Source organism: Janthinobacterium sp. HH104 (genome assembly GCF_001758715.1).
Taxonomy (GTDB): Bacteria; Pseudomonadota; Gammaproteobacteria; order Burkholderiales; family Burkholderiaceae_D; genus Janthinobacterium; species Janthinobacterium aestuarii.
Genome location: NZ_LRIB01000001.1, coordinates 29,996 through 56,827, shown reverse-complemented (window position 1 = coordinate 56,827; position 26,832 = coordinate 29,996). Strand labels below are relative to the sequence as shown.

The window sequence follows — 26,832 nt, the reverse complement described above, 5'->3', positions numbered from 1 at the left end:
TTCCGCAGAAGGCTCTTGCAATACCACGGCGCAGCGAAAGCTGCGCCTTGGCCCGGTATTACTTTTGCAGGCTGACCGGCGCCGCTTTCGGTGTGCGGCGTCCCATCAGGAACAGCACGGTCTTCTTCAGCATGCGGTAGACGAAGCGCACCATCAGCAGGGTCAGCACGCACTCGAGCAAGGTCAGGATCATGGCCACGGCCACAGGCATGCGCGCGGCGCGGCGGTGGAACTTGGCCACGGCGCCATCGCGGGCGATCTCGATGCTGTCATAGAAGGTCGGCACGACCAGCAGGGTCAGAATCGTCGAGGTGATGGTGCCGCCGATGATGGCGATCGCCAATGGACGGTAGAACTCGCCGCCCTCGCCCAGGCCCAGCGCCACGGGGAACATGCCGGCGATCAGCGCAAACGTCGTCATCAGGATCGGGCGCAGACGCATGCGGCCCGCATACATCAGCGCGTCTTCGCGGCCATGGCCCTCTTCCTCGCGCTTGCGCGCCGCATCGAGCAACAGGATGGCGTTCTTGGCGACCAGGCCCATCAGCATGATGATGCCGATAAAGCTCATCAGGTTGAGGGTGTTGTTGGTGATCACCAGCGCCACCACCACGCCGATCAAACTGAGCGGCAAGGACATCATCACGGCCACCGGCGCCGTGAAAGAACCAAACTGCATCACCAGGATCAAATACATCAGGCCGATACCCATCACCAGCGCGATCAGCATTTCTGTGAACAGCTCTTGCTGGTCCTGGCCCGCGCCACCGAGCGCCAGGCCGTAGCCGGGCGGGAAGTCGATGGAGTTGGCCAGCTTCATGGCGTCGCTCGTCACTTCGCCATTCGAGCGGCCTTGCGCATTGGCCGACACGGTGATCGTGCGCTTGCCATTCTTGTGCTCGATGCCGGACGGACCCTTGCCCATGGTAATGGTGGCGATCTGGTCGAGCGGCACCATTTGCGACGTGCCCGTCACGCTGATCGGCAGGCGCTCGATGTTTTCCGATGCCACGCGGTCGTCGGGATGCAGGCGCACGGCCACGTCGCGCGTCTCGCCCGTCGGATCGACCCAGTCGCCCACTTCCACGCCGGCAAACGCCACGCGCAACGATTGTGCCGCGTCATTGACGGAAATGCCCATCGAGTTGGCCAAACCACGGTTGAGCTCGATCTGCAGCTCGTTCTTCGGATCCTGCTCGGACAAGCCCACGTCGACGGCACCAGGAATGGCGCGCAGCTTGTCCATGTAGGCATTCGTGATTTCCATCAGTTTACGCGAATCCGGGCCCGTGAATTCCACCTGAATCGGCTTTTGCGAACCGTTGCTCAAGTCATCCTGCACCACGTATTCGGCACCCACCAGGCGCGACATCTTCTCGCGCAGTTCGACCGCGATTTCCTTGGCCGAACGCTTGCGGGTGTTGCGCTTGCCGATGTCGACATACACTCGTCCGCCGCCTGCGGTGATGGAGCTGTTGGTATCCTTGGTTTCAGGCAAGGTACGCGCCAGCACGGCCGCCGCTTCCAGTTTCAGACGCGAATATTCGATGCTGCTCGACGATGGCGTGCGCACATTGATCATCAGGTTCCCCGAATCGGATGCCGGCAGGAAACTCGTGCCGCCATGCGTTGCATGCAGAACGATGGCGCCCACCAGGCTGCCGAAGGCGATCACGGCCATCCAGCGGCGGTGATGCAGGGCCCAGGCGATCACGCGGCCATAGCGGTCGGCCTGATGATCGAACCAGTGGTTGAATTTATCGAGCACGCGGCCGATGCCTTTTTTCGGTGCCGAGTGTTCCTCGACCGGGTCGCCCCAGTAGGCCGACAGCATCGGGTCGAGCGTAAACGAGATGCCCAGGCTGACGAGCACCGAGCACGTCACCGTCAAGGCGAACGGACGGAACCATTCGCCGGAGATCCCGGGCATGAAGGCCACGGGGATGAAGACGGCGATGATGGAGAAGGTCGTGGCGGCCACGGCCATGCCGATCTCGGCCGTGCCTTCCAGCGCGGCCGTGCGGCGGTCCTTGCCCATCTGCATGTGGCGCACGATGTTTTCGCGCACGACGATGGCGTCATCGATCAGCACGCCAATGGCCAGCGACAGGCCCAGCAGGGTCATGAAGTTCAGGGTAAAGCCGCACAGCCACACGGCAATGAAGGCGGCAATCACGGACGTGGGCAGGCTCAGCGCCGTGATCAGGGTCGAGCGCCACGAGTTCAGGAAAGCGTAGACAACGAAAATCGTCAGCACGGCACCCAGCACCAGCGATTCGATCACGTTGTTCAAGCTGTGCTGGGCGTTTTCGCCACCGTCGCGCGTCACTTGCAACAAAGTGCCCTTCGGCAAGGTCTTGTTGATTTCCGCCACCATGTCGCGGATCTTGTTGGCCACGCTGACGGTGGACGCGTCGCGCACGCGGGTGATGGAAATGCCCACGTTGGGCTTGCCGCTGCGCATGCTCAGGCTGTTGACTTCGGCAAAGCCATCCTCGATGGTGGCCACTTGCGCCAGACGCACGATTTCCTCGCCGCGGCGCTTGATCACCACTTGTTCGAAATCGGACGGCGACTCGATGCGGCCCACGAGGCGGATGCTTTTCTCGTCCAGGATGCCGCGCACCTTGCCCACGGGGGCGTTCGTATTCTGGTTGCGCAAGGCGGTCACGACGTCGCTGACGGACACATTGTATTCACGCAATTTTTCCGCCCGCAGCAGCACGGACAGTTCGCGCTTGAGCGAACCGCCCACGTTGACCAGCGCCACGCCATCGACGGTGCGGAAACGGTCCGACAGCACGTCTTCGGCCAGGCGCGAGATTTCCGCATGGCTTTGCGAATTCGACGACAGCGCCAGTTGCATGATCGGCTCGGCAGCCGGGTCGATGCGCTGCAAGATAGGCTCGCGCATTTCCGTCGGCAACTTGTAGCGCACGGCGGCAATCGCATTGCGGATATTGTCGGACGCTTCGATCAAATTGGTATTGAAGGAAAACTTCAGGAAGATGCTGGCCGAACCTTCATTCGAATCGCTGTTGACTTCGGTTACGCCGGAAATGCTTTGCAGCGATTTTTCCAGGCGGTTCACCACTTCGCGCTCGACCGTGTCGGGCGAGGCGCCAGGGTAAGGAATGCTGACGACGATGAAGGGCACTTCGACGTCCGGGTTCTGGTTGACGCGCAGTTTCTTGAGCGCCAGCAAGCCGACGCACATCATCGCCAGGATCAGGACGATGGTGGCGGTGGGCCGCTTGATACTGAAATCGGAAAGGAACATGGCTTAGTTTCCTTTACCGGCAACGGCGGCGCTGCTGCTAGCCACGGCGGCGGCGGGCACGGCCTTGGCTGCCGTCAATTCCACTTTCTGCCCATCCTTGAAGGTCGAGCCCGGCGTGCGCAGCACGGTGTCGCCGCTGGCCAGGCCGCTTTGCACTTCCCACTGGCCCGTGCGTACGTCGCGCGCGCCGATGCGCAAATTGACTTTATGCAAGGCCTTGTCCTTGACTTTCCACGTGTAGGTGATGTCGCCCGCCTTCACCAGGGCCGAGTCGGGGATCATCAGCGCGCTGACGGTTTCCGTCTCGATGCGCCCTTCCGCATACAGGCCGGCCACGCGCGGCTGTTCCTTGTCGTTGAAATCGACCAGCACGGCCACCTGGCGCGTGACGGCGTTGGCGGCAGGATCGACTCGGCGCACCTTGCCCGCGAAATCCTGGCCCGGATAACCATTGATGCGGAACAGCACGGGCTGGCCCACCTTGACGACACCGATCTTGTCGGCCGACACCAGGCCTTCGAGGCGCATGCTGGTCGGATCGATGACCCTGATCAATTCCTTGCCGATTTGCGCCGTATCGCCATTCGATACCTTGCGCTCGCTCACGATGCCGTCGAACGGCGCACGCACGAGGGTGCGCTGCAGCTGCTGGCGGGCCTGGGCGGCGCGGCTCTTCGCGGCGGACAGATCGCTCTGTGCATTGTTGCGGCGAATTTCCGCATCTTCCAGCGCCTGCGTCGACGTCATGCCCGAGGCGCGCAGGGTTTTCATGCGCTGGAACATGCGTTCGGACTGTTCCAGCACCTGGCTCGAGGCGCGGCTCGCTTCTTCGGCCGAATTGAGGCTGTCGCGGATAGCCGTTTCGTCCAGGCGCACGAGCACGTCGCCCCGTTTCACGGCTTCGCCGTTTTCCTTCAGGACCTGGATCACCACGGCCGACACTTCGGCGCGCAAGTCCGCGTTGCGCTCGGGCTGCACGGAGCCGGTGATGACAGGGCCCGACGCCAGCGCATTGCTCTGGATGGTCAGCAAGTCTTCCGGCGACACGAGCAGATTGACGCTAGCGCCCGCCTGTTCCTTGCCATCCTTGCCAGCGCCTTTGCCAGGATCTTTGGACTCTTTGCCACAAGCGGCCAAGGCAGAAGCGATTGCCAGAACAAACAGGGTTTTGCGCAACATGGGTAATTCTCCGGATAGATAGCGCCACGACCGTCCCGGCGGCCCGGATAGGGCTGCAGGCGATGGCAGGCATTTATTTTTATTAAAACCACAAGCGCCAAAGTATCCATGAGCGCATCCGGGCATGTCAATCGGCCGTTTCCTGTAATGCTTTATTCAATGGATGAAACGTAGTTTTTACGCCCTGAAACGCAAAACCCCGCCTTGAAGCGGGGTTTTGCGTTTCAGGAAAAGCGAACTTAGCGGGCAAAGACGTAATTGATCAGGAAACCGATCGCCACGCCCGTGCACAGGCCGCCGGCGATTTCCACCAGGGTATGGCCCATGCGCTCGCGCAAGGTCTTGTGCGCGGCGCTGCCCGCTTCCTTGGCCAGGCGGTTGATGGCGGCCGCCTGCTTGCCCACGTGCTGGCGCAGGCTGTTGGCGTCGATGATGACGATGAAGGCCAACGTCACGGCCACGCCGAAGGCGGGATGACCGATGCCTTCGCGCAAGGCGATCAGCGTGGCCATGCTGGACACGACGGCGCTATGGTTGCTGGGAAAGCCGCCATTGCCGACCAGGCCGAACGCCCATTGCCGCGTGCGGGCACTGTTGATCAGAAATTTGATCGGTCCGACCAGGATCCAGGCGATCAGGGGCGTGACGAGGTAAGCGATATCCACGGGGTATTCCTTCTTATATATATGTAGAGAGTGTGTCTGGGGCTGCGGCAGCCAGACAGGCGCGCCGCAATTATCGCAGATCAACCGCGTTAGCAGAACCGTCCTTCGCCATGCCATAAAAACGCCGCCAGCGACGGCGATCATATAAAATCATGGCATATACAACAATTGACGTATATCAACACTGAGTGCGGCGCGCACAGCGGCGCGGATAATCAAACGTCTTCATACTTGCAACGGGGTCCTCATGCGGCATTTCAGAATTTCCTTTTTAGTCACTTTTATCCTGATGGCGGTGTCGGGCTGGTGGGGTTACAGCCATGGCGGCATGGCCGGCATGATCCAGGCACTGTGGATCACGGGCGTGCTGGGCATCATGGAAGTGTCGCTGTCGTTCGACAATGCCGTCGTCAACGCCTCGGTCTTGCGCCACTGGAATGAGTTCTGGCAAAAACTGTTCTTGACGGTCGGTATCCTCGTGGCCGTCTTCGGCATGCGGCTGCTGTTCCCGCTCGTCATCGTATCGGTGGCTACGGGCTTAGGCCTGGTCGACGTGTGGACCATGGCCACCACGACGCCGGACGTGTATGCCAAGCACCTGACGGACAACCATGCGCAAGTGGCGGCCTTCGGCGGCGCTTTCCTGCTGCTGGTCTTCCTGAACTTCCTGTTTGACGACGAGAAAGAATTGCACTGGCTGGGCTGGGCCGAGGAAAAAGTCAACGCGCTGGGCACCGAAAGCCTGGCCGTGCTGATCACCATGGGCGCCGTGGCTGCCTGCGTGGCGATGGGCCCCGTGGACGAAAAATACAGCGTGCTCGCTTCGGGCATCGTCGGCATCGCCGTCTACATCGGCGTGAACTGGATCAGCGGCTTGCTGGAAGAAGGCGAACCGGACTTGCAGGATGAGGCGGAAGAAGGCGCCGCGCCAGCCAGAAACGGCAATGGCGACCTGGTAAAAACGGTGGCGCGCGGCAGTATCGGCGGCTTCCTGTACCTGGAAGTGCTGGACGCCTCGTTCAGCTTTGACGGCGTGATCGGCGCCTTTGCCATCACCAACGACGTCGTCATCATCATGCTGGGCCTGGCCATCGGCGCCATGTTCGTGCGCTCGATGACGGTCTTCCTCGTACACAAGGGTACCCTGGACGAATTCGTCTACCTCGAGCACGGCGCCCATTATGCGATCGGCATCCTCGCCTTGATCATGCTGGCATCCGTCAAGTACCATATTCCGGAATGGTTCACGGGCCTGTCCGGCGTGGCCTTCATCCTCGTCTCGCTGTGGTCATCGCTGCGTTATCGCAAACGGCACGCGGTAGAAGCTTGAAATCGGGGGTTGCGCCCCCAGTTGAAAGAGTAATGGCACGAGCGCCCTGGCGCTCATCCCATGCAGGTCTGTTTGAGTTATTTATTAAAAAGGAGCACCACATGGCAATCAGTTTGCAAAAAGGCGGCAACGTCAACCTGAGCAAGGAAGCACCGAACCTGAAGAAGATCATCGTCGGCCTCGGCTGGGATCCTCGTTCGACGGACGGCGCCACCTTCGACCTTGACGGTAGTGCTTTCCTCCTGAAAAGCGACGGCAAAGTCCGTGGCGACTCTGACTTCATCTTCTACAACAACCTGAAGTCGACCGACGGTTCCGTCGTCCACACGGGCGACAACACCACGGGCGAAGGCGAAGGCGACGATGAGCGCATCGAAATCGACCTGTCGCGCGTGCCGGCCGACATCGACCGCATCAGCGTCACCGTCACCATTCACGACGCCGACGCGCGCCGCCAGAACTTCGGCATGGTCTCGAAAGCCTTCATCCGCTGCCTGAACGCGGAAGGCGAAAAAGAAATCGCCCGCTACGACCTGTCCGAAGACAGCTCGACGGAAACGGCGATGATCTTTGGCGAAATCTACCGCTACAACGGCGAATGGAAGTTCAAGGCGATCGGCCAGGGCTTCAACGGCGGCCTGGGCCCACTCGCCCGTTCGTTCGGCGTCAACGCCTAATTCACGCTCGTTAAACCTACTGCGCCGCTCACTTTCGGGCCTGCGTTGCTCGCTGTACCTCCGTACAGCTGCGCGACTTAACCCGAAATCGAGCTTGCTCGCTACGGTTTTCCGAGGTGAATTATCTTAATGTCATATCATTGCTGCCGCCTGCACAGTTCAGGCGGCTTTTTTTTGGAGATTTATCATGCCAGTATTTAGTGTCACCGGCGACGTCGATCCATTCCTGCACGTCAGCATGAAGCAGGGCGAAACCATCTATTGCGAATCCGATGCGATGGTGATGATGGAGACGGCGCTGGACTTGAAAGGCAAGATGACGGGCGGCTTGGGCAGCGCCATCATGCGCCGCTTCGCGAATGGCGAATCGTTCTTCCAGCAGCACATCGAAGCGGTGCGCGGCAGCGGCGACTGCCTGCTCTCGCCCACCCTGCCGGGCGCCATCGAAGTGGTCGACGTGGGCGCGCGCCAGTACCTGCTCAACGACGGCGCCTTTGTCGCCGCCACTTCGGGCACGGAAATGAAGGTGCGCACGCAAAGCATCGGCAACGCCTTGTTCGCCCAGTCGGGCGGCTTCTTCGTCATGGAGACGGCCGGCACGGGACAAGTGGTGGTGTCGGGCTTCGGCTCCATGTTCCAGCTCGACGTCGAGCCGGGCAAGGATGTCGTGATCGACAATTCCCACGTCGTCTGCTGGGACAGCAGCCTGAAATACGAGATTTCCGTGACCACGGGCGGCGGCGCGAGCGGCGGCGGCATCGGCGGCTTCCTCGGCAATATCGTCAACAGCGTGACCAGCGGCGAAGGCATCGTGCTGCGCTTTTCCGGCTCGGGCAAGGTCTTCATCTGCTCGCGCAACCGCGACGCGTTCCTGAAGTGGACAGCGTCTGGCAAAGCCGGCTGATTTCCTCCTTCTAAGGCCAGGTTAAGTCTGGTCGTTTAGAATCCCCGCGCGCGCACCTGCGCGCGGCTTCCCTATTTCCACCCGGTCCCCGTACATGCAAAGAGTCTGGTTCAACAAAACATTTTCCTCGGTCGGCACGGCCATGCGTCTGATCCGCGAGGCCGACATGGCCGCGACAAACGGCGCCCCCCGCTATCACATCGTGTGCAGCAATACGAACGCGCACGCGGCCGCCTTCCTGTCGGCCCACGAATACGCGGTCGAACCGTCGGGCCTCACGGGTCTCAATTATGTCGAGTGGTGCCTGGAATTTTGCCGCGAGCGGGGCATCACGATTTTCTGGCCCGGCAAGGAAGCGGGCCTGATCGGCAGCGCCAGCGCGCGCTTCGCCGCCATCGGCACGCGCGTGCTCAGCGTGGCAAGCGAAGACACCCTGACCCTGATGCACGACAAGGCGCGCTTCTGCGACGGTCTCGACCTGCCGATGGCGCGCCCGGCCGACTACCGCGCCGTGACCACCATCGCCGAATACGACGCCGCCTACGCCGAACTGCGCCCGCTGCATCGCAAGCTGTGCATCAAGCCGTCCGAATCCGTGTATGCCCTGGGCTTTGCCATTCTCGATGAGGAGCGCACCAGCGCCCAGCTGCTGCTGGCCGGCGCCGCCTACCAGATCAATGCGCAGGAGCTGCGCGCGGGCCTGGCGCAGATGGCATCGTTCAAGACACTGCTGCTGATGGAATACCTCGACGGCCACGAATACAGCGCCGACTGCGTGGCAGACCAGGGCAAGCTCGTTTGCGCCGTACCGCGCAAGAAGCTGCATGGCGGCGGCAGCGGCCAGCTGATCGAACTGCGCGACGACCTGCTGGCGGCTTGCGAGAAACTGGCGCACGACTACCGCCTGAATGGCGTCTTCAACATCCAGTTCCGCGAAGGCGCGAATGGCCTGGCGCTGCTGGAGATCAACCCACGCATGTCGGGCGGCATCGGCATGGCTTGCGCGGCCGGCCCCAACCTGCCCTACCTCGCGCTGGCCGGTTTCGACCAGGGCTTTGACAAGCTCACCGTGCCCGCCGTCCAGGAAGGCATGCGCGTGGGCGAAGCCGCCTACGCCGTGGAGCTGCCATGAACATCGTCAAGCAGCAGATGCCCACGGGCGAGCTGACCTTGACAGTGGACGAGGCGCGCTTTCCGCTGGACTGGCTGATCGGCTTTGCCGCGCGCGCCAACGCCAAGCGGGGCTTCCTGTTCCTGTCCAAAGTGCTGGGCAAGCACTGGCCCGTCACGCCGCGCGCCATGCAAACCATCCACGACGACCTGGCCGCGCAGATTCCTCCCAGCCTGCCCGGTCCCGTCGTCTTCATCGCCATGGCGGAAACGGCCGTCGGCCTGGGCCAGGGCGTGTTCGAGGCATGGCTGCGCGCCAATCCGAATGGCAAGGCCCTGTTCTTGCACAGCTCGCGCTACCGCGTGGGCACGGTGCCCTTCTTCGAATTCGAGGAATCGCACAGCCACGCGCCGCGCCAGTTCCTGCATTTATCGGACGCGGCCAGCGCCCTGTTTTCCACGGCGCGCAGCCTGGTACTGATCGACGATGAAGCGTCGACCGGCAACACCTTCGCCAACCTGGTGCAAGTGTGCCGCGCGCGTTACCCGCAGCTGGAAAAACTGCACCTGGGCGTCATTACCAATTTCATGGGCCAGGCCGCCAACACGGGCTTGAGCGAGCGTTTCGGCCTGCCCACCAGCATCGGCGCGGCGCTCTCCGGCCAGTATGCATTCCAGGCCGGCGATGCGCCGGCGCCGGTGGCGGCCAGCGCGCAGCGCTTCGAGGCGAATGCGGAACGGGGCGCCAGCCCCGCGTTCGGCCGCATCGGCGTGGGCCGCGCCCTGGCGCCGCCGCAAGGCCTGGCCGTGCAGCTGGCGCAGGAAATCGGCGCCGGCGACTCCGTGCTCGTGCTGGGCACGGGCGAATTCATGCACCCGTCGTTTTTGCTGGCGCGCGAACTCGAAGCGCTGGGCAAGAACGTCGTGGTGCAGTCGACCACGCGCTCGCCGATCCTGTCGTGGGGTTCCGTCGGCCACATCGTCAACTGCGACGACAATTACGGCGAAGGCATCGCCAACTACCTGTACAACGTGGCGCCTGGCCAGTACCAGCACGTTTTCATCTGCCATGAAACCCCGGCCAGCCCGGCCCTCATGCAACTCGCCGGCCAGTTGAACGGCCGCCTGTTCCACTTTCAGTCAGAGACCAAAATTGAAGAAATTCCTGTTTGTTGATCTGGACGACACACTGTTCCAGACCCCGAAAAAATGCCCGGGCGAGACCGACCTGCAAGCGGCCGCCTATTTGAAAAATGGCGACGCCTGTTCATTTACGACGGCGCGCCAGCGCGCCTTCTTTGAATTCGCGCAAAGCGGCATGACCCTGATTCCCGCCACGGCCAGGAATGGCGACGCCTTCCGCCGCGTCGACCTGCCGTTTACCAGCTACAGCGTGCTCGATTACGGCGGCATCGTGCTGCAGCCGGGCGGCGCGCTCGATGCGGGCTGGCTGGCCCTGATGCAGGACGACATGCAGACGGCCCTGCCCGGCCTGCGGGACGCCATGCGCATCATCGACGATTTCCAGGCCAAGGCGGGCATGCCTTCGCGCGCGCGCCTGATCGAAGACTACAACACGCCGTTCTACATCGTCGTCAAGGACCATGAAGCGCGCGGCGAACGCCTGGCCGACATCGAAGAGCAGGTGCTGCAGCAGTGGATCGCGAGCGAAGGTTCCGATTACTTCATCCACCGAAACGGCAACAACCTGGCCGTGTTGCCGAAGACCTTGAACAAGGCGCGCGCCGTCGCCTACCTGCGCGCGGAACTGGAAGCCGAACACGGCCCCATCGTCAGCTTCGGCATGGGCGACAGCCGTTCGGACGCGCGCTTCATGGCCGCCTGCGACTACGCCATCATCCCCAACGGCACCCAGCTGGCGGCACTCACGGTGGCGGCGCTATGACCGAAGGCACGCAGCATTTCAGCGGCAGCTACCGCCAGGAAGACGTGGAATTTCTGCTCACGCCGATGGCGCTCGAACCGATACGCGACCTGGCCGAAAAAGAGCGCTTGATCCAGTCGGGCCAGCGCCACTACAGCGAAATGCTGTCGCCCGAGTCCCTGCCTTCGCCCGCCTACCTGGCCCTGTTCCAGAGCGCGTTTGCGGCCAACCGCCTGCAGATGGCGCGCGACTGCCTGCGCCTGGCCGCGCTGATCGCGGCGCGCCGCACGGGTTCCATCACCCTGGTGTCGCTGGCGCGCGCCGGCACGCCCGTGGGCGTCATCCTGGGTCACTTGCTGCGCCAGGTATTCCAGCGCGAATGCCAGCATTATTCCGTCTCCATCATCCGCGACCGCGGCATCGATGCGAACGCCCTGCAGCACATCCTGGCGCAGGGCCATGCGGCCGACTCCCTCGTCTTCGTTGACGGCTGGACGGGCAAGGGCGTGATTTCGCGCGAACTGCGCCAGACGGTCAATGACTTCAATGCGGCGCATGGAACGGCGATCGACGGCGGCCTGTTCGTGCTGTCCGACCTGGCAGGCACGGCCGCCTGCGCCGCCTCGGCCAGCGACTACCTGATCCCGTCGAGCATTCTGAATGCCACCGTCTCGGGGCTCGTGAGCCGCTCCGTGCTCAACGAAGCCATAGCCCCCGGCGACTTCCACGGCTGCGTGTACTACGCGCAGTTCGAGCAGCACGACCAGTCGCGCGCTTTCGCCGACGGCCTGGTGGCCGACGCCGTGGCCATTGCCGCCAGCAGCGGCGTGCCGCTGGCCGAAGCGAGCGATGCACCAGCCATGGCGGCCCGCTCGCAAGCCTACATGGCTGCTACGCAGCAGGCATACGGCATCAGCGACATCAATCTGATCAAGCCCGGCATCGGCGAAGCGACGCGCGTGCTGCTGCGCCGCGTGCCCGAGCGCCTGATCGTGCGCGACACGAATGCGCCGGACGTGGCACATTTGCTGCTTCTGGCGCAGGAAAAAACCATACCCGTCACAGTAGAACCGGCGCTGCCTTACCAGGCGGTCGCCCTTATCAGGAGCGCAGTCGATGGATAACAACTCCCTACACCCACAAAGCGAGCATAAAGCGGCGCTCGGCGCCTCGATGTATGTGCCGACCACGCACAAGGACTTGCTGGCGATCGCCAATGGCGACAAATTCAGCCATTTGCGCTCGGTGATCCTTTGCACCGAAGACGCCATCGCGGAACGCGACCTCAGTTACGCGCTGTTCAATCTGTCGCTGGCGCTGCAAAACATGTGCGACGAATCGGATACCTTGCGCTTCGTGCGCGTGCGTAATCTCGACGTGCTGGCGCGCGTGCTGGCCATGCCGGGCGCCGACAAATTGAGCGGCTTCGTGCTGCCGAAATCCACGCGCAGCAATTTCAACGCGTATTTCGAGCTGGTGCGCCACACGCACCATCTGCTGATGCCGACCCTGGAAACGGCAGAAGTATTCGACGACGAGGAAATGAAGCAGTTCCGCATCATCCTGTCCGCGCCGGAAGTGCGGCGCCGCATCCTGGCGCTGCGCATCGGCGGCAATGATCTGCTGGCCCTGCTGGGATTGCGCCGCCCCACCAGCGGCACCATCTACCAGACGCCGCTGGGCCAGGTCATCGGCCGCCTGGTCACCATCTTCAAGCCGCACGGCTTCCAGCTGACGGCACCCGTCTTCGAGCACCTGTCGCAGGGCAGCTGGCTGGACGCCGAAGTGGCGCAGGACATGGCGCACGGCATGATCGCCAAGACGGCCATCCATCCGGACCAGGTGCCGCAGATCGAACGCCACTACCAGGTGGCGCAGTCGGACATCGAACTGGCGCTGCGCATCATCGACCCGGACAGCCCGGCCGTGTTCCGCATGCAGGAATCGATGTGCGAAGTGGCGACGCATTCCAGCTGGGCGCTGCGCATCATCGAGCAGGCGCGCCTGTTCGGCATCCGCCATGCGGCCGATGGCGCCGCCGCGCACCATCCGACTACCTCATTGACTCAACTCTCAAGCGACGAAGGGATTGCACGACCATGACCAATTTCACACGCGGACAAAAAGGCAAACTGGCGGACCTGGGCTTGAACGGCCCGTTTTCCGTCACGCTCGATATCGTTTCGGGTTCGATGGAAGTGGACGTCAGCTGCTTCGGCGTCGATGCGGCCGGCAAGCTGTCGGACGACCGCTACATGGTGTTCTACAACCAGAAAAGCGCGCCGGACAACGCCGTCACGGTGGAGCTGAACGGTCCCCGCTCCACCTTCCAGGTCGACCTTGCCCGCCTGCCCGCCTCGATCGACAAGCTGGTATTCACGGCGGCGACGGAACAGGGCAGCATGCGCGCGCTGGGCAACTCCAGCATGGCGCTGGGCCAGGCGGCCACGTTTGCCTTCACGGGCAATGACTTCCAAGACGAGAAAGCCGTCATCATCGGCGAACTGTATCGCCGCGACGGCAGCTGGCGCTTCGGCGCCGTGGGCCAGGGTTTCGCGGGCGGCCTGGCGGCGCTGCTGAAGCACTTCGGCGGCAGCGAAGCGGCTTCGTCGTCCCCGGCGCCAGCACCGGCTTCCGTGCCCGCGCCAGCGGCTCCGCCTGCGGCGAATAAAATCTCGCTGTCGAAAATCCGCCTGGAAAAACGCGGCGACAAGATCTCGCTCGACAAGCGCGACAGCGGCGGCTATGGCCGCATCCGGGTCAACCTGAACTGGAACCAGAACGCGTCGCAAGGCCAGGCGCCCGCGTCAAAACTGGACACGGGCTTCCTGGGCAAGCTGTTCAACAAGCCGGCCGGCCGTTCGGGCGGCATCGACCTCGATATCGGCTGCCTGTTCGAAATGAGCAATGGCAGCAAAAGCGCCGTGCAGGCACTGGGCAACAGCTGGGGCGCCTACGACCGTCCGCCGTACATCCACTTGGAAGGCGACGACCGCACGGGCAGCATCAGCAGCGGCGAAAACATCTTCATCAACGGCACCCATTTCGACCAGATCAAGCGCGTGCTCGTCTACGCCTTCATCTACGAAGGCGTGCCGAACTGGGCCGCCACCGATGGCGTCGTGACGATCGAGATTCCCGGCCAGCCCACGGTGGAAGTGCGCCTCGACAGCGACAGCCAGCACGCCATGTGCGCCATCGCCATGCTGGAAAACCACGACGGCAACCTGCAGGTGACAAAATTGGTGGAATACTTCGGCGGCCAAGGTAAAATCACGGCGCACCAGGCCATGGACGAACGCTACAATTTCGGCCTGAACTGGAAAGCCGGCCGCAAGGACTGATCCTTTTACCTAGACAACCCAACCATGACCCCTACGACCAAAAAAGTCACCTTCGCCTTTGCCATCTTCCTCGTGGCCGGCTTCCTGCTGCTGGCAGCCTACACGTGGATGGCCCTCAGCTTCTCGTACTCGGAAGGCGAACGGGCGGGCTACCTGCAAAAGTTCTCCAAGCGGGGCTGGATCTGCAAGACATGGGAGGGGGAATTGCTGCTGACGGCGTTGCCGGGCACCATCCCGGAAAAATTCCAGTTCAGCGTGCGCGATGAAGACGTGGCGAAGCAATTGACGGCCGCCGCCGGCAAGCGCATCCTCGTCACCTACAGCCAGCACAAGGGCGTGCCCACGCAATGCTTCGGCGAGACGGAATATTTTGCCGATAAAGTCGTATTGAGCCAGTAACACCGTAATTTCGCAGCATCGCGCCGGCCGGCCCTTCCGGGCCGGCGCCTCCCTCCCGCCTCATCGCTGGCGCGCCTCACACGTTCTCACTTTCTTATACACTTGTGATGAGTTCTGGCCGGTACAGTCCATAAATGTAGCCAATGTGCAAGATACTTGCGCAATCGCATGATGCTCCGCCAGACGACCGTTAGCGTGTATTCACCTCTGTCACTGGAAACGTCATGCGCCTGCCATACACCGTCCTGGCCCTGCTGGCCGCCGCCCTCCCCCTGTCTGCCCGGGCACAGGATATCTCCGGCATGGCCGGCGCCCTGAAAGTGCACTCGACCAATGAACGCACCTTTGTCGGCGCCATCAGCTACACGCAGCCGGTGGGCAATTACAATGCGGTGAGCCTGTCGTATATCAACGAGGGGCATCCGGAAGACCATCACCGCGACGGCATGGCGGGCCAGGTGTGGCTGCGCACGAAAAACGTGGACCAGGGACTGATGCTGGGTGCCGGCATCGGCCGCTATTTTTTCTTCGACACGGCCAAGACGGACGAAGCGCCGCACAATTTCGACAATGACCACGGCTGGGGTTCCATCGCCAGCCTGCAGGCGCGCTGGCAGTTCGACAACCGCTGGTATGCCTTGGCCCAGGTCAACCGCATCCGCCCCAGCGGCAAGGACACCACCACGCACCTGCTGATCGGCGCCGGCTACCGCTATGACGGCGTGCCGGGCGCCAAGCTGCACCTGCATAACTGGGCGTATGACGACACCTTGACCCTATCGACAGGCCACACCATCGTCAACAGCTTCCGCTCCGAATCCTCGCGCCCGTTCACCCTGGAATACCGGCGCGCGGCGGGAAAATACGTGGACTGGAGCGCCACCGTCATCGACGAAGGCAGCACGGCGCTGGCGCACCGGCGCGGCGCGGCAGCCCAGCTGTGGCTGATCCGCTCGCTCAATGAAAAGGTGGAATTCGGCATGGGTGCCGGGCCGTACGTGGCCTGGGACGGCCGCGACACCCAGGGCCACGACGCGCGCCTGACTGGCTTGCTGTCAGCCGTGGCCCGCTACCACGTCAACCGCCACTGGCTGGCGCAAGTGGCGTGGAACCGGGTGGTAACGGATTACCACCGCGATGCGGATGTGCTGCTGGTGGGCGTGGGCAGGAAGTTTTAAACGTTACAGCCTAGCGCGAACGCCAGACGGCACCAGCGTCGTTAGGCTGGGTCAAGCGCTCGATCACTTCCCGCGTCAGACTGGCCGAACTCACCTGTTCGGCTTTCGCGCGGGCGGCGGTCAGGGAGCTGGAAAACGCGCTTTGCGGCTGCTCCAGGCTGGCGCGCAGGGCGGCCAGTTCGCGCTCCTGCTGCTGCGCGCGCTCCAGCTCCCGTTCCAGCAATTGCTGCTTGGCGGCGACCATCGCACGCGTCGTCTCGGCCGCCTTGCGCTGCAGGGCCGCATGGGCCTGGGCGCTGGCCAGCAAAGCTTGCTGCGCGTCGAGTTTCTCGCTGGCCGCTTGTTGCGCGGCCAGTTCCAGCTGCTCGCGCTGGCGCATGGCGTCGAGCGCCTGCTGTTCCATGGCGGCGCGCGTTTCGGCGGCTGCCGTGGCCTGCTTTTCCGCTTCCAGACGGCCAGCGATGGCTTGCGAGGCGCGCTCTTCGGCGCTGCTGGTCTGGCGCTGCTGCACCAGTTTTTGCGCGATCAGGGCCAGCGACTCGCGTTCGGCCGCGACGAAATCGCGCTCGGACGCCAGCAGCGCATCGGCCGCTTGCGCCTTGTCTTCTTCCACGCGGGCGCGCTCGCTATGTACCTGTCCCAGTTCCACGGCCAGGCGCGCCTGCGCCTGCACGGCTAGCGCTGCGGCGGCCTTTTTTTCGCCTTCAACCAGGGCCTGGTCCATCAGGATGCGGATGGCGTCGGCCTCCTTTTGCGCCGCCTCCCGCAAAGCCTGTTCGGCCGCGTGCTGGCCGCGCAGCAGTTCCGCTTGCGCGCCTTCGGCGGCGATGCGTTCCTGCGCCGCGTTGAATGCCAGCGCTTCGGCTTCCAGTTTTTCTTTCAAGGCGGCGATGGCGGCTTGTTCCGTGGCCAGGCGCTCCTGCTCCGCCTGCAGCAGCTGCTCTGCCTGACGGGCTTTTTCCTGCGCCAGCTGCGACGCTTGCGCCTGCGCGGCCAATGTCGCCTTGCCGGCATCGACTTCGGCCTGCTCGGCTTCGTTCTGGCTGGCGGCCAGTTCCGATGCCTGGCGCGCCAGTTCGGCCCGTTCCTGCGCCAGGCTGGCGGCGCGCTGCTGCTCTTCCAGTTCGCGGGCGGCGGCCACGGCGGCTGCCTGCTCGGCCGCTTCGCGTGCCTTGGTTTCTTCGAGGGCCGCCGTTTCCGCTTCCAGCTTGGCGTGGCCGGCGATTTCCGCATCCTGTTCGGCGGCCACGCGGGCCAGCGCCACGGCGCGCAGCTGGCGGTCCACCTCGATGCGTGCCTCGGTGGCGGCAAGGATGCGCACGTCGGCATCGCGGCGCGCCTGCGCGCTGGCCACGGCAACCATTTCCAGGCGCTCGCGGTGGATGGCCGCGTCGCGCAATTCCTTTTCCGTCTGCAGGCGCAAACGCAGCGATTGCGCCGCATGGCGTTCCGATTCCGCCTGCGCCAAGGCGATGGCTTCGCGTTCCTGTTCCAGGTGCGCCAGCGCGCGCGCTTCTTCCAGGGCGCGCACTTCGGCGGCGGCGCGATTGAAGGCCGATTCCAGCGCGATCTGGTCGGCGCGCTCGCGCTGCACCGTCAAGTCCAGCGCTTCGCTTTCCGCTTCGGCCAGCATCTGCGCCGTCTGGCGCGCACCGTGCGCATGGCGCTCGCGTTCGCGCGCCAGCACGGCCACTCGTGCATCGGCCGAGGCGATGCCCACCATTTCTTCCTTGGCCGCCTGCACGGCGGCGACGCGCTCGACGGCCTGCAGGCGCGCCTGCTCCGTCTGCACTTGCAATTCTTCGGCGGCGCGGGCGGCCTGCTCGGCCAGTTCCGACTGCACGGCCACCTGTTCGCTGGCGCGCAAGCGGCTTTCCTGCTCGGCGCGCGAACGCTGTTCGGCCGCCAGGCGGATTTCGTTATCGGACTCCACGCGGGCGCGCAGTTCGGCCGTCTCCTGCTTGACGGCTTCCAGACGGGCCACGCTCGCTTGCGCGGCGGCGCGCATGGTATCGAGACGTTCGCGGTTGGCGGCAATCGCTTCTTCGGCGGCCTGCGCATTTTGCTGGGCGGCGGCGGCGGCGGCCGCGTCGATGGCGGCGCGATCCTCGGCCAGCGAGCGCACGCGCGCCTCGGCCAGGGCCCGGCTTTCGGCGGCGCAGGTAGCTTTCGCTTCCGCTTCCACGCGGGCAATCGCCTCGTGGATGGCTTTCAATTCCATTTTCTGGCGTTCGACGGCGGGCGCCTTGCTGTCGGCTTCAGCTGCCGGCTCGGCCTGCGGTTCGGCTTGCAGCTCGGACGCGATGGCAGCAGCAGGCGCTTCCGCCTTGCTTTCCAGGTCCTTGAAATCATGCAGCGAGACGATGCTGTCCTGGTCGAACTCGTCGTCGGCGGAATACGCGACGGTGAGGGAGGCGGCCTGGCGCTGATTTTGCTGTGCTTGCATGATTTCTCGCTTGTTCGGGTGAATTCCATTGCTTCTAGGAATTTATTAGCACCATTATCGAACAGGCATGCACAAATCAGCGCGGCAAGAAGAGGGGCGTTTACCGCCCTTTTCGGGCGTTTAGGTCAAACAGGCCACAATGGCGCTTCGTCCATCAACGCCACCTGCTCCCTGAGTTCCAATATCCGGTCCTGCCAGTAGCGCTGCGTGTTAAACCACGGGAAGGCGACGGGGAAGGCGGGGTCGTCCCAGCGGCGCGCCAGCCAGGCCGAATAATGGATCAGGCGCAGGGTGCGCAGCGCTTCGACCAGGTACAGCTGGCGCGGGTCGAAATCGCAAAAGTCTTCGTAACCGGCCAGGATGTCGCTCATCTGGCGCACCTGGTCGCTGCGCTCGCCCGACAGCATCATCCACAGGTCCTGGATGGCCGGCCCCATGCGGCTATCGTCGAAATCGACAAAATGGGGACCGGCGTCCGTCCACAGCACATTGCCGCCATGGCAGTCGCCGTGCGTGCGCAGCATGGCCACGTCGCCCGCGCGGTCATAGCAGCGCTTGACGCCATCGAGCGCCTGCTGCGCCACGCTGGAATAGGCGGCCAGCAGTTCGGGCGGCAAGAAATTGCCCCCCAGCAAAAACTCGCGCGGTTCGACGCCGAACGTCTGGTGGTCGAGCGCCGGCCGTTCCTTGTAGGTCGACAGCGCGCCGACGGCGTGGATGCGGCCGATGAAGCGCCCTATCCATTCCAGGGTGGCCGGGTCGTCCAGCTCGGGCGCGCGGCCGCCGTGGCGGGGGAAGACGGCAAAGCGGAAGCCCTGGTACTGGTGCAGGGTGCTGCCGTTGATTTCCAGCGCCGGTACCACCTGGATTTCGCGCTCGACCAGCTCGGACACGAACCCGTGTTCTTCCAGGATGGCCGTATCGCTCCAGCGCGCGGGACGGTAAAACTTGGCCACCAGCGGCGCGCTGTCTTCGATGCCCACCTGGTAGACGCGGTTTTCATAGCTGTTCAAGGCCAGCAGGCGGCCATCGCCGCGCAGTCCCACGCTGTCGAGGGCGTCGAGCACGCAATCGGGGCTCAGGGCGGAAAAGGGATGGACGGGCCGGTCGTCCTCGTGCGGCTGGTTTTCATTGTGCATAAGCGACATTGTAAGGCGCGCGCGGGCCGCCGGTGCAAACACTTGGGCGGCAAGCCGCAGCAAGGCGTATACTGGCGCCTTACATTCAATCAAAGAGCAAGCCATGCAACTCGAACAGCCATTATCAGAAAAAGAATTTGACGAATTAGACCAATTCCTGTTGTCGGACCGGTGCTCCGAAGACGCGATGACCATGGATATGCTGCACGGCTATCTGACGGCCGTGGCCATCGGTCCGGAACCGATCATGCCGGCCGAGTGGTTGCCGCGCGTGTGGGGCGAAGATGTCAACGACGCGCCGAAGTTCAAGAACAGCAAGGAAGAAGAGCGCATCGTCAACCTGATCATGCGCTTCATGAACGAAGTGCTGGTGACGTTCGAAGTGGCGCCGAAGGAGTTCGAAGCCCTGTTCGTCGAACACGACTACGAAGGCCAGACCCTGATCGACGCCGAAGCCTGGTGCTGGGGCTTCTGGGACGGCATGGAACTGCGTCCGGGCTCGTGGAACGAGATCTGGGATTCCGAAGTGGCCGAACTGATGCAGCCAATCTACCTGCTGGGCGCCGACGAAATCAAGGAAGAAGAACTGAAACTGGTGGAAGACCCGGTCAAGGCGCACAAGCTGGCGCAGGAACTGGAAGCGAACCTGCCGGCCATCCACCGTTTCTGGGTCCCGCGCCGCAAGGCACCGGTGCAAACCATGAAGCGCGAAGAGCCGAAAGTGGGCCGCAACGACGACTGCCCTTGCGGCAGCGGCAAGAAGTTCAAGAAATGCTGCGGCGCCGAGCCGGCAGCCGAGTAATCGCGCAGTAGCATCCCTGTTGCGCCGGCGTCCTGCCGGCGCAGCGCCGGCGCTGGCCCCCGGGCTATAATCGGCGCATGAAACTCCCCGACCTGAACCTGCTCGTCGCCCTCGACATCCTGCTCGAGGAAGGCAGCGCCGTGGCCGCCGCGCGGCGCATGAACCTGAGCGCGCCGGCCATGAGCCGCACCCTGGCGCGCATCCGCGACGCCATCGGCGACCCCGTCTTCGTGCGCTCCGGGCGCGGCCTGGCGCCCACCCCGCGCGCGCTGGAATTGCGCGAGCAGGTGCGCGGCGTGGTGGAGCAGGCGCACGCCATCTTCACGTCCGGCCGCGAAGTCGACTTGCGCACCCTGGAACGCACCTTCAGCCTGTGCGCCAATGACGTGTTTGTCGGCGCCTACGGCGGCAAGCTGCGCGACCTGCTGGCCGTGCACGCGCCGCACACCGTGCTGCGCTTCGTGCCCGAAGGCGACGGCGCCACGGAAAACGACGCCCTGCACGCGGGCCGCATTGACCTGTACATCAGCGCGCGGCGCGCCTTTGCGCCCGACATCAAACTGCAGCAGCTGTTTAGCAGCGGCTTTGTCGGCATCGCCCGCAGCGACCACCCGATCTTCGACGGCCCCATCAACCTCGACAGCTTTACCGAGTACGAACATATCAGCGTCTCGCGGCGCGGCCTGGCGCGCGGCCCCTTCGATACGGCCCTGGCGGAGCGGGGCTACACGCGCAGGGTTTCGCTGATCAGCCCCAACTTCCAGTCTGCCATCTTCGCCGTGGCCGATTCGCGCCTGCTGCTGCCCTTGATGCCCACACCGCTGCTGGCCATCGTCGAGCGCCTGGGCCTGAAGCTGCGCACGTTCGAACTGCCCATCCCCGTCGACAGCGTGGAAGTCTTCCAGGCCTGGCACCCGCGCCTCGACCACGACCATGCGCACCGCTGGCTGCGCCGCATGATCAAGGACCTGTGCACGGGACCAGACCCTTGCGGGTCTGACCCCAGCATTTGATTGGGGTTGATCTGAACTCACACGCCAGACGCCAAACCCAACGACAAAGACCGGGGTCAGCCCCACAGGGTCCGACCCCACCCATCATTGCGCCAGACGCAATTCACAGTTCATTAATTATCAATTTTCACAAGATTAACGGCTACCTATACTGCGTGGACTGATCCTCATCCACGGAGTTCCCTGTGTCCGCTGTACCGCTTCCCGGCGCCGCCCCCGCGGCCGCGCCTCCCGTCTCACCTGCTTTCGGCCTGCGCCTGGCCACGGGCCTGACCGGTGTGCTGCTGGCCGTGCTGGTGGCAGGCCTGAATGAAAACATCACCAAGGTCGCACTGGCCGACATCCGCGGCGCCATGGGCATCGCGCGCGACGACGCCAGCTGGCTCGTCGCCCTGTATGCGGCCGCCTCGGTGTCGGCCATGGCGTTCGCGCCGTGGTGTTCCGTCACCTTTTCGCTGCGCCGGCTGACGGCCGCCGCCATCATCGTCTGCATGGCGGCCGGCCTGCTATGCCCGTTTGCGCCGAACCTGTCAGTGCTAATGTTCCTGCGCGTGGTGCAGGGCGCGGCCGGCGGCGCCCTGCCGCCCATGCTGATGACGGTGGCGCTGCGCTTCCTGCCGCCGAACATCAAGCTGTATGGCCTGGGCGGCTATGCGCTGAGCGCCACTTTCGGTCCCAGCCTGGGCACGCCGCTGGCCGCCTTCTGGACCGAGTACCTGGGCTGGCAATGGGCGTTCTGGCAAGTCGTCCCGGGCAGCATCGTCGCCCTGCTGATGGTGTCCTGGGGCTTGCCGCAGGACCCGCTGCGCCTCGAACGCTTCCGCCAGTTCGACTGGCGCGGCCTGCTGCTTGGCCTGCCCGCCATCAGCATGCTGGTGATCGGCATGCTGCAGGGCGAGCGCCTGGCGTGGTTCGCCTCGCCGCTGATCTGCATGCTGCTGGGCGGCGGCGCCGTGCTGCTGGTACTGTTCTTCATCAATGAGTGGTCGCATCCGCTGCCGTTCTTCAAGCTGCAGCTGCTGTCGCGGCGCAATCTCAGCCATGCCTTGTTGACCCTGGGCGGCGTGCTGTTCGTGCTGCTGGCCGTGATCCTGATCCCCTCGTCCTACCTGGCGCAGGTGCACGCCTACCGCCCGCTGCAAACGGCGCCCGTGATGCTGATGGTGGCGCTGCCGCAGCTGATCGCCCTGCCGCTGGTGGCCGCCCTGTGCAATCTGCGCGCCGTCGACTGCCGCTGGGTGCTGGCCATCGGCCTGGGCATGCTGGCCCTGTCTTGCATGCTGGGTGCGCGCATGTCGCCCGACTGGATACGCACGCATTTCTACCTGCTGCAAGCGGTGCAGATCTTTGCGCAACCGATGGCCGTAATTCCCTTGCTGCTGCTGGCCACCACGGGCCTGGCGCCGCAGGATGGCCCATTCGCCTCGGCCTGGTTCAACACCATCAAGGGCATGTCGGCCGTCGTCGCCACCGGCGTGCTCGATGCGCTGATCACGCGCCGCAACCATTTTCATTCGACGGTGCTCAGCGACCGCCTGGGCAATCTGCCGGCCGGCGTGGACATGGCGGGAATGGCGCAGCGCATGCATGCGCAAGTCGTCACCCTGACCTCGTCCGACCTGTACCTCTGCGTGGCCGCCATCGCGCTGGCCATGATTGTGATCATTCCCATCCTGCCGACGCGCGTCTATCCGCCGCGCGCCGCTTGAATTTTCATTTTTACGAAAGAGCATCCCCATGCAAAAACCCATACTGCGCTCGCGCGCATTTCTTCTCGGCCTGGCCCTGCTGGCCTGCGCCCTCGCCTTTTGCGCCTGGCAACTGCTGTTTTCCCGCAGCGAAGAACAAGGCACCGACGACGCCTTCGTCAGCGCCGACTACACCGTGCTTTCTCCCAAGGTGGGCGGCATCGTGCGGGAAGTGCTGGTAGAAGACAACCAGGCTGTCAAGGCGGGTCAGCTGCTGGCGCGCATCGACGACCGTGATTACCAGGCCGCCGCCGCCTCGGCCCGCGCCGAAGTCGCGGGCGCCGAGGCGCAGCTGGACTATGCCCGCGCCACGGTGCAGCGCCAGCAATCGGTGATCGAGCAAGCCAGCACCCTGGTCGAGGCCAACCAGGCGGAAGACAAACTGGCGCAGCAGGAACTGGCCCGTTCAACGCACCTGGCCGGCCAGGGCGCGGGCAGCGTGCAAAACGCCCAGCAGGCGCAATCGCGCTACGACGTGAGCCGCGCGCGCCTGGCGCAAAACCGCGCCGCCCTCGTCGCCACCCGCAAGCAGACGGACATTTTGCAAGCGCAGCAAGGCGCGGCCGAAGCGGCCCTGCTGCGCGCCCGCGCCAGCCTGCAACGGGCCGAACTGGATCTGTCGCATACGCAGCTGCGCGCCCCCATCGACGGCATCGTGGGACGCCGCGCCATGCGCGTCGGCGCCCTGGTCGCTCCCGGCGCCAGCCTGATGGCCGTGGTGCCACTGAACCGCAGCTTCGTCGTCGCCAATCTGCAGGAAACCCAGCTCACGCACGTGCGCCAGGGCCAGCGCGCCAGCATCGCCATCGACGCCTATCCTGGCGTGCTCCTGCACGGCACCGTGCACAGCATCGCGCCGGCCACGGGCGTGACGTTTGCCGCCATCGCGCCGGAAAACGCCACCGGCAACTTCACCAAGGTGGTGCAGCGCATCCCCGTGCGGATCGCGCTCGCCCCGGAGCAGGATGGCGAACATCGCCTGCGCGTGGGCATGTCGGCCGAAGTGCGCATCGATACGGCCGCGCGCCGTCAACAGCTGCAACAGGTGAGCGCGCGATGAAAGCACTGATCTTGATCACGGCCCTGGGCCTGGCCGGCTGCGGCAGCGTCGGCACCGACTTCCAGCACCCGCGCCATGAGCTGGGACAGCAATGGCGCCAGGCGCAGGATACCCGCTTCGCCGCGCAGCAGGATGGCGCCATCGAACAGCGCTGGTGGGACGGCTTTGGCGACGCGACCTTGTCGTCCCTGCTGCGGCGCGCCGCTGGCGCCAACCTCGACGTGCTGGCGGGTGCCAGCCGGCTCGAGCAAAGCCGCGCCGCGCGTGGCGTCATCGGTGCCGCGCAAGGCCCGTCGCTGGGCGCGAATGGCAGCTATGGCCGCGCGCGCAACAGCGAACAAGGCTTGAGCGACCCGTCGCGCAACAACGGCCAATCCGCCTACAGCCTGTGGCAAGGCAACCTCGATGCAGCCTGGGAGCTGGACCTGTGGGGCCGCGTGCGGCGCGAAGTGGAAGCGGCCGACGCGCGGGTCGACGTGGCGATGGAGACGCAGCGCGGCGTGCTGCTGGCCGTGCTGGCCGAAACGGCGCGCGACTACATCGAGCTGCGCGGCGCGCAGCAAACCCTGGCCATCACGCAGCAGCTGCTCGACATCGCCCGCCATACGCTGGAGCTGACCCGCATCCGCCTGCGCGAAGGCGCGGCGACGCAGCTCGACGAGTCCGAGGCGGCGGCCCACGTGGCCACCATCGAAGCGCGTTTGCCGCCGCTGCAGCAGCGCGAAGCGCGCCTGGGCAATGCCCTCGCCCTCTTGCTGGCGCTGCCGCCGCAAGCCTTGCAGGCGGAACTGGGGGCCAGCAAGGATATCCCTATTGTGGCCATGCAGGTGCAGCTGGGCGTGCCCAGCAGCCTGGCCGAGCGGCGTCCCGACATCCGCCGCGCCGAAGCGCAGCTGCACGCGGCCACGGCCGCCATCGGCGTGGCGCAAGGTGATTTTTATCCGCGCATCACGCTCTCGGGCAGCATCGGCCTGCAAGCGATGCAGCTGTCCGATATCGGCTGGGACGCCAAGCGCTTTGCCTTCGGTCCCGGCTTCAGCGTGCCCCTGTTCGATGGCGGCCGCCTGCGCGGCAACCTGCAATTGCGCGAGGCGCAGCAGCAGGAAGCGGCCATCGCCTACCGGCAGACCGTGCTGGCCGCCTGGCACGAGGTGGAAGACGCCTTGTCCGGCTACCAGGCCAACGCCCGCCGCCAGGCCAGCCTCGATGAAGCCGTCAAACAGGGACGGCGCGCGCTGGGCAGCGCGGAACTGCAGTACCGCCAGGGCGGCACGGACCTGATCAACGTGCTGCACGTGCAAAACACCTTGTTGAACAACGAAGCGGCGCTGGTCGACAGCCGCGCCACCGCGTCGCTGTCGCTGGTCCAGGTCTACAAGGCGCTGGGCGGCGGCTGGCAAGCCTTTTCAAGCACCTCGCAAGAAAGTACCCAATGAAACCGAACCCCGCACATTTTTCCATCCACGACGTCAGCGACTTTCCCATCGTGCGCTTTCGCCCTGAAACGGCCGTCGCCGGCTATGCCCCGCTGTGGGAAAACGACATGGACGCCCTGTTGCGCCATGGCGAACCGTTCGTCATGCTGTTCGAAGAGGAGCGCAGCGATGAAGCGCACGTCGACCGCAAGCGGCGCGGCCTGTGGCTCAAGCATCACAAGGTGGCGCTGGCCGCCATTTGCCGGGGTCTGGTGTCCATCGAGGCGGACGCGGAACGGCGCGCGCGCCTGCAGGCGATGGCGGCCGGCGCCATGAAAGCCTTCGGCATCGTGCAGGAAGTGGCGGCCACACGCGAACAGGCCGACGCCCTGATGGTGTGGCTGCTGGGCAGCGGCCAGATGGCGCGGCCGCGCGCGGCGGACGTGTGGTGAGTGAGTCGGTCAGGCCGCCCTGCGCACGGCGCTCCTGGCAGGGATGACGCACACGTGGCCATCGCTGCTGGTGGCCGTCGTCAGGGCGATGCCGTACAGCGCGGCCAGGGCGGGCACGGCGCCGGCATCGCTGGCGATGTCGGCGACCAGCTGGCCCGAACGCACGAGCAGCAGCCGCTCGAAGCCCAGCAAGGCGTGATTGATGTCGTGCAGGATGGCGATGACGGCGTGGCCGCGCGCAGCGCAGAACTGCTGCAGGCTGTCGAGCAGATCGAACTGCAGGCCGGGATCGAGCGCCGCCAGCGGTTCATCGACCAGTATCAAGCCATCGCGTACGTCCCACATCTGCGCGAAGATGCGCGCCAACTGCACCCTGGCCTGTTCGCCGCCGGATAAAGTGTCCAGGCGGCGGCCCAGCAGATGCGCGGCATGCGCCAGGGCGGCAGCGTCCTGCACGATGCGCTCCAGTTGCGGGTCGACTAGGCGCGCCACCCGCCCGAGGCCGATCACCAGTTCGCACTGCAAGCCGAAGGCCACGTTCGAGCCTTGCGGCAGCACGGCGCGGCGCACGGCCAGTTCGGCCAGCGGCCACTGCGCCAGGGGACGGCCGGCAAGCACCACCTGGCCCGCCTGCGGCTGCAATTCGCACGCCATCAGTTTGAGCAGGGTCGACTTGCCCGCGCCGCTGGGACCGAGGATGGCGATGCGCTCGCCGGGCGCCACCCGCACAGTGAAGGGGCCGAAATACTGCTGGCCCAGTTGCGTGGTGGCGAAGGAGAGTTCCAGCAAGGGCGTCATGTTCACCT

Annotated in this window: 23 protein-coding genes; 17 read left to right on the top strand and 6 right to left on the bottom strand. The window is 64.6% G+C overall.

Annotated elements, in window-relative coordinates:
* Window positions 1–58: 58 nt before the first annotated feature.
* The 3 genes from JAB6_RS00255 to JAB6_RS00245 all read right to left on the bottom strand — a co-directional run bounded on the left by JAB6_RS00255 (window position 59) and on the right by JAB6_RS00245 (window position 5,124).
* Window positions 59–3,280: an efflux RND transporter permease subunit gene (locus tag JAB6_RS00255; RefSeq protein ID WP_070300873.1), complete on the bottom strand. Its 3,222-nt coding sequence runs from the start codon at window positions 3,278–3,280 to the stop codon at window positions 59–61.
* Between the two features lie 3 nt (window positions 3,281–3,283).
* Window positions 3,284–4,459 (bottom strand): efflux RND transporter periplasmic adaptor subunit, encoded by a 1,176-nt coding sequence (locus tag JAB6_RS00250; protein ID WP_034759252.1) that lies wholly within the window; start codon window positions 4,457–4,459, stop codon window positions 3,284–3,286.
* Window positions 4,460–4,698: 239 nt separating this feature from the next.
* Window positions 4,699–5,124, bottom strand: a complete 426-nt coding sequence (locus tag JAB6_RS00245) for a divergent PAP2 family protein (RefSeq protein WP_070300871.1) — start codon at window positions 5,122–5,124, stop codon at window positions 4,699–4,701.
* Window positions 5,125–5,371: 247 nt separating this feature from the next.
* Between JAB6_RS00245 and JAB6_RS00240 the strand changes: the two genes are divergently transcribed.
* The 11 genes from JAB6_RS00240 (at window position 5,372) to JAB6_RS00190 (ending at window position 15,951) form a co-directional block, all read left to right on the top strand.
* Window positions 5,372–6,454 (top strand): DUF475 domain-containing protein, encoded by a 1,083-nt coding sequence (locus tag JAB6_RS00240; RefSeq protein WP_070300869.1) that lies wholly within the window; start codon window positions 5,372–5,374, stop codon window positions 6,452–6,454.
* 101 nt (window positions 6,455–6,555) lie between these two features.
* Complete coding sequence (locus JAB6_RS00235; RefSeq protein WP_034759261.1) at window positions 6,556–7,131, top strand: TerD family protein; 576 nt, start codon at window positions 6,556–6,558, stop codon at window positions 7,129–7,131.
* 187 nt (window positions 7,132–7,318) lie between these two features.
* On the top strand, window positions 7,319–8,035 hold the full coding sequence (locus tag JAB6_RS00230) for a TIGR00266 family protein (RefSeq protein WP_034759265.1): 717 nt from the start codon (window positions 7,319–7,321) through the stop codon (window positions 8,033–8,035).
* 94 nt (window positions 8,036–8,129) lie between these two features.
* Complete coding sequence (locus tag JAB6_RS00225; protein ID WP_070300867.1) at window positions 8,130–9,167, top strand: ATP-grasp domain-containing protein; 1,038 nt, start codon at window positions 8,130–8,132, stop codon at window positions 9,165–9,167.
* The gene (locus tag JAB6_RS00220; RefSeq protein WP_070300865.1) at window positions 9,164–10,321 is read left to right on the top strand and encodes a phosphoribosyltransferase domain-containing protein; all 1,158 of its coding nucleotides are present in this window, start codon (window positions 9,164–9,166) and stop codon (window positions 10,319–10,321) included. The genes JAB6_RS00225 and JAB6_RS00220 overlap by 4 nt, the downstream gene beginning before the upstream one ends.
* Window positions 10,299–11,051: an HAD family hydrolase gene (locus tag JAB6_RS00215; RefSeq protein WP_070300863.1), complete on the top strand. Its 753-nt coding sequence runs from the start codon at window positions 10,299–10,301 to the stop codon at window positions 11,049–11,051. The genes JAB6_RS00220 and JAB6_RS00215 overlap by 23 nt, the downstream gene beginning before the upstream one ends.
* Window positions 11,048–12,154, top strand: coding sequence for a cysteine protease StiP family protein (locus JAB6_RS00210; protein ID WP_070300861.1), 1,107 nt, complete (start codon window positions 11,048–11,050; stop codon window positions 12,152–12,154). Before JAB6_RS00215 ends, JAB6_RS00210 begins: the two co-directional genes overlap by 4 nt.
* Window positions 12,147–13,133, top strand: a complete 987-nt coding sequence (locus tag JAB6_RS00205; protein WP_034759282.1) for an HpcH/HpaI aldolase/citrate lyase family protein — start codon at window positions 12,147–12,149, stop codon at window positions 13,131–13,133. Before JAB6_RS00210 ends, JAB6_RS00205 begins: the two co-directional genes overlap by 8 nt.
* Window positions 13,130–14,374: a TerD family protein gene (locus JAB6_RS00200; RefSeq protein WP_070300859.1), complete on the top strand. Its 1,245-nt coding sequence runs from the start codon at window positions 13,130–13,132 to the stop codon at window positions 14,372–14,374. The genes JAB6_RS00205 and JAB6_RS00200 overlap by 4 nt, the downstream gene beginning before the upstream one ends.
* Window positions 14,375–14,398: 24 nt before the next feature.
* Window positions 14,399–14,773, top strand: coding sequence for a hypothetical protein (locus tag JAB6_RS00195; protein WP_034759290.1), 375 nt, complete (start codon window positions 14,399–14,401; stop codon window positions 14,771–14,773).
* 224 nt (window positions 14,774–14,997) lie between these two features.
* Complete coding sequence (locus tag JAB6_RS00190; protein WP_070300857.1) at window positions 14,998–15,951, top strand: hypothetical protein; 954 nt, start codon at window positions 14,998–15,000, stop codon at window positions 15,949–15,951.
* Between the two features lie 10 nt (window positions 15,952–15,961).
* Here the strand turns inward: JAB6_RS00190 and JAB6_RS00185 are convergent, their stop codons facing one another.
* Together JAB6_RS00185 and JAB6_RS00180 are read right to left on the bottom strand one after the other, a co-directional pair.
* A complete protein-coding gene (locus JAB6_RS00185; RefSeq protein WP_070300852.1) occupies window positions 15,962–18,397 on the bottom strand; it encodes a hypothetical protein in 2,436 nt (811 codons plus the stop codon).
* Between the two features lie 125 nt (window positions 18,398–18,522).
* Window positions 18,523–19,536, bottom strand: coding sequence for a serine/threonine protein kinase (locus JAB6_RS00180; RefSeq protein ID WP_139143227.1), 1,014 nt, complete (start codon window positions 19,534–19,536; stop codon window positions 18,523–18,525).
* A gap of 103 nt (window positions 19,537–19,639) precedes the next feature.
* On the opposite strand from JAB6_RS00180, the gene JAB6_RS00175 reads away from it, so the two are divergent.
* From JAB6_RS00175 to JAB6_RS00150, 6 genes are all read left to right on the top strand, one after another.
* A complete protein-coding gene (locus JAB6_RS00175) occupies window positions 19,640–20,338 on the top strand; it encodes a UPF0149 family protein (RefSeq protein ID WP_034759318.1) in 699 nt (232 codons plus the stop codon).
* A gap of 77 nt (window positions 20,339–20,415) precedes the next feature.
* Complete coding sequence (locus tag JAB6_RS00170; protein ID WP_070300850.1) at window positions 20,416–21,351, top strand: LysR family transcriptional regulator; 936 nt, start codon at window positions 20,416–20,418, stop codon at window positions 21,349–21,351.
* Between the two features lie 185 nt (window positions 21,352–21,536).
* A complete protein-coding gene (locus tag JAB6_RS00165; RefSeq protein ID WP_070300847.1) occupies window positions 21,537–23,060 on the top strand; it encodes an MFS transporter in 1,524 nt (507 codons plus the stop codon).
* Between the two features lie 28 nt (window positions 23,061–23,088).
* Entirely contained in the window at window positions 23,089–24,159 is a 1,071-nt protein-coding gene (locus tag JAB6_RS00160) for an HlyD family secretion protein (protein ID WP_070300846.1), read from the top strand.
* Window positions 24,156–25,595, top strand: coding sequence for an efflux transporter outer membrane subunit (locus JAB6_RS00155; RefSeq protein WP_070300844.1), 1,440 nt, complete (start codon window positions 24,156–24,158; stop codon window positions 25,593–25,595). Before JAB6_RS00160 ends, JAB6_RS00155 begins: the two co-directional genes overlap by 4 nt.
* Complete coding sequence (locus JAB6_RS00150; protein WP_070300842.1) at window positions 25,592–26,026, top strand: hypothetical protein; 435 nt, start codon at window positions 25,592–25,594, stop codon at window positions 26,024–26,026. The genes JAB6_RS00155 and JAB6_RS00150 overlap by 4 nt, the downstream gene beginning before the upstream one ends.
* 9 nt (window positions 26,027–26,035) lie before the next feature.
* Here JAB6_RS00150 and JAB6_RS00145 read toward each other — a convergent pair whose 3' ends face one another.
* Entirely contained in the window at window positions 26,036–26,824 is a 789-nt protein-coding gene (locus JAB6_RS00145) for an ATP-binding cassette domain-containing protein (RefSeq protein WP_070300925.1), read from the bottom strand.
* Window positions 26,825–26,832: the final 8 nt, after the last annotated feature.

What these genes read in the sequence shown, in the direction of transcription:
- JAB6_RS00155 (WP_070300844.1), top strand. Translation starts at nt 24,156, where the DNA reads ATGAAAGCACTGATCTTGATCACGGCCCTGGGCCTGGCCGGCTGCGGC.
- JAB6_RS00230 (WP_034759265.1), top strand. Translation starts at nt 7,319, where the DNA reads ATGCCAGTATTTAGTGTCACCGGCGACGTCGATCCATTCCTGCACGTC.
- JAB6_RS00225 (WP_070300867.1), top strand. Translation starts at nt 8,130, where the DNA reads ATGCAAAGAGTCTGGTTCAACAAAACATTTTCCTCGGTCGGCACGGCC.
- JAB6_RS00240 (WP_070300869.1), top strand. Translation starts at nt 5,372, where the DNA reads ATGCGGCATTTCAGAATTTCCTTTTTAGTCACTTTTATCCTGATGGCG.
- JAB6_RS00220 (WP_070300865.1), top strand. Translation starts at nt 9,164, where the DNA reads ATGAACATCGTCAAGCAGCAGATGCCCACGGGCGAGCTGACCTTGACA.
- JAB6_RS00185 (WP_070300852.1), bottom strand. Translation starts at nt 18,397, where the DNA reads ATGCAAGCACAGCAAAATCAGCGCCAGGCCGCCTCCCTCACCGTCGCG.
- JAB6_RS00160 (WP_070300846.1), top strand. Translation starts at nt 23,089, where the DNA reads ATGCAAAAACCCATACTGCGCTCGCGCGCATTTCTTCTCGGCCTGGCC.
- JAB6_RS00235 (WP_034759261.1), top strand. Translation starts at nt 6,556, where the DNA reads ATGGCAATCAGTTTGCAAAAAGGCGGCAACGTCAACCTGAGCAAGGAA.
- JAB6_RS00250 (WP_034759252.1), bottom strand. Translation starts at nt 4,459, where the DNA reads ATGTTGCGCAAAACCCTGTTTGTTCTGGCAATCGCTTCTGCCTTGGCC.
- JAB6_RS00180 (WP_139143227.1), bottom strand. Translation starts at nt 19,536, where the DNA reads ATGCACAATGAAAACCAGCCGCACGAGGACGACCGGCCCGTCCATCCC.
- JAB6_RS00255 (WP_070300873.1), bottom strand. Translation starts at nt 3,280, where the DNA reads ATGTTCCTTTCCGATTTCAGTATCAAGCGGCCCACCGCCACCATCGTC.
- JAB6_RS00175 (WP_034759318.1), top strand. Translation starts at nt 19,640, where the DNA reads ATGCAACTCGAACAGCCATTATCAGAAAAAGAATTTGACGAATTAGAC.
- JAB6_RS00205 (WP_034759282.1), top strand. Translation starts at nt 12,147, where the DNA reads ATGGATAACAACTCCCTACACCCACAAAGCGAGCATAAAGCGGCGCTC.
- JAB6_RS00210 (WP_070300861.1), top strand. Translation starts at nt 11,048, where the DNA reads ATGACCGAAGGCACGCAGCATTTCAGCGGCAGCTACCGCCAGGAAGAC.
- JAB6_RS00195 (WP_034759290.1), top strand. Translation starts at nt 14,399, where the DNA reads ATGACCCCTACGACCAAAAAAGTCACCTTCGCCTTTGCCATCTTCCTC.
- JAB6_RS00145 (WP_070300925.1), bottom strand. Translation starts at nt 26,824, where the DNA reads ATGACGCCCTTGCTGGAACTCTCCTTCGCCACCACGCAACTGGGCCAG.
- JAB6_RS00200 (WP_070300859.1), top strand. Translation starts at nt 13,130, where the DNA reads ATGACCAATTTCACACGCGGACAAAAAGGCAAACTGGCGGACCTGGGC.
- JAB6_RS00170 (WP_070300850.1), top strand. Translation starts at nt 20,416, where the DNA reads ATGAAACTCCCCGACCTGAACCTGCTCGTCGCCCTCGACATCCTGCTC.
- JAB6_RS00150 (WP_070300842.1), top strand. Translation starts at nt 25,592, where the DNA reads ATGAAACCGAACCCCGCACATTTTTCCATCCACGACGTCAGCGACTTT.
- JAB6_RS00190 (WP_070300857.1), top strand. Translation starts at nt 14,998, where the DNA reads ATGCGCCTGCCATACACCGTCCTGGCCCTGCTGGCCGCCGCCCTCCCC.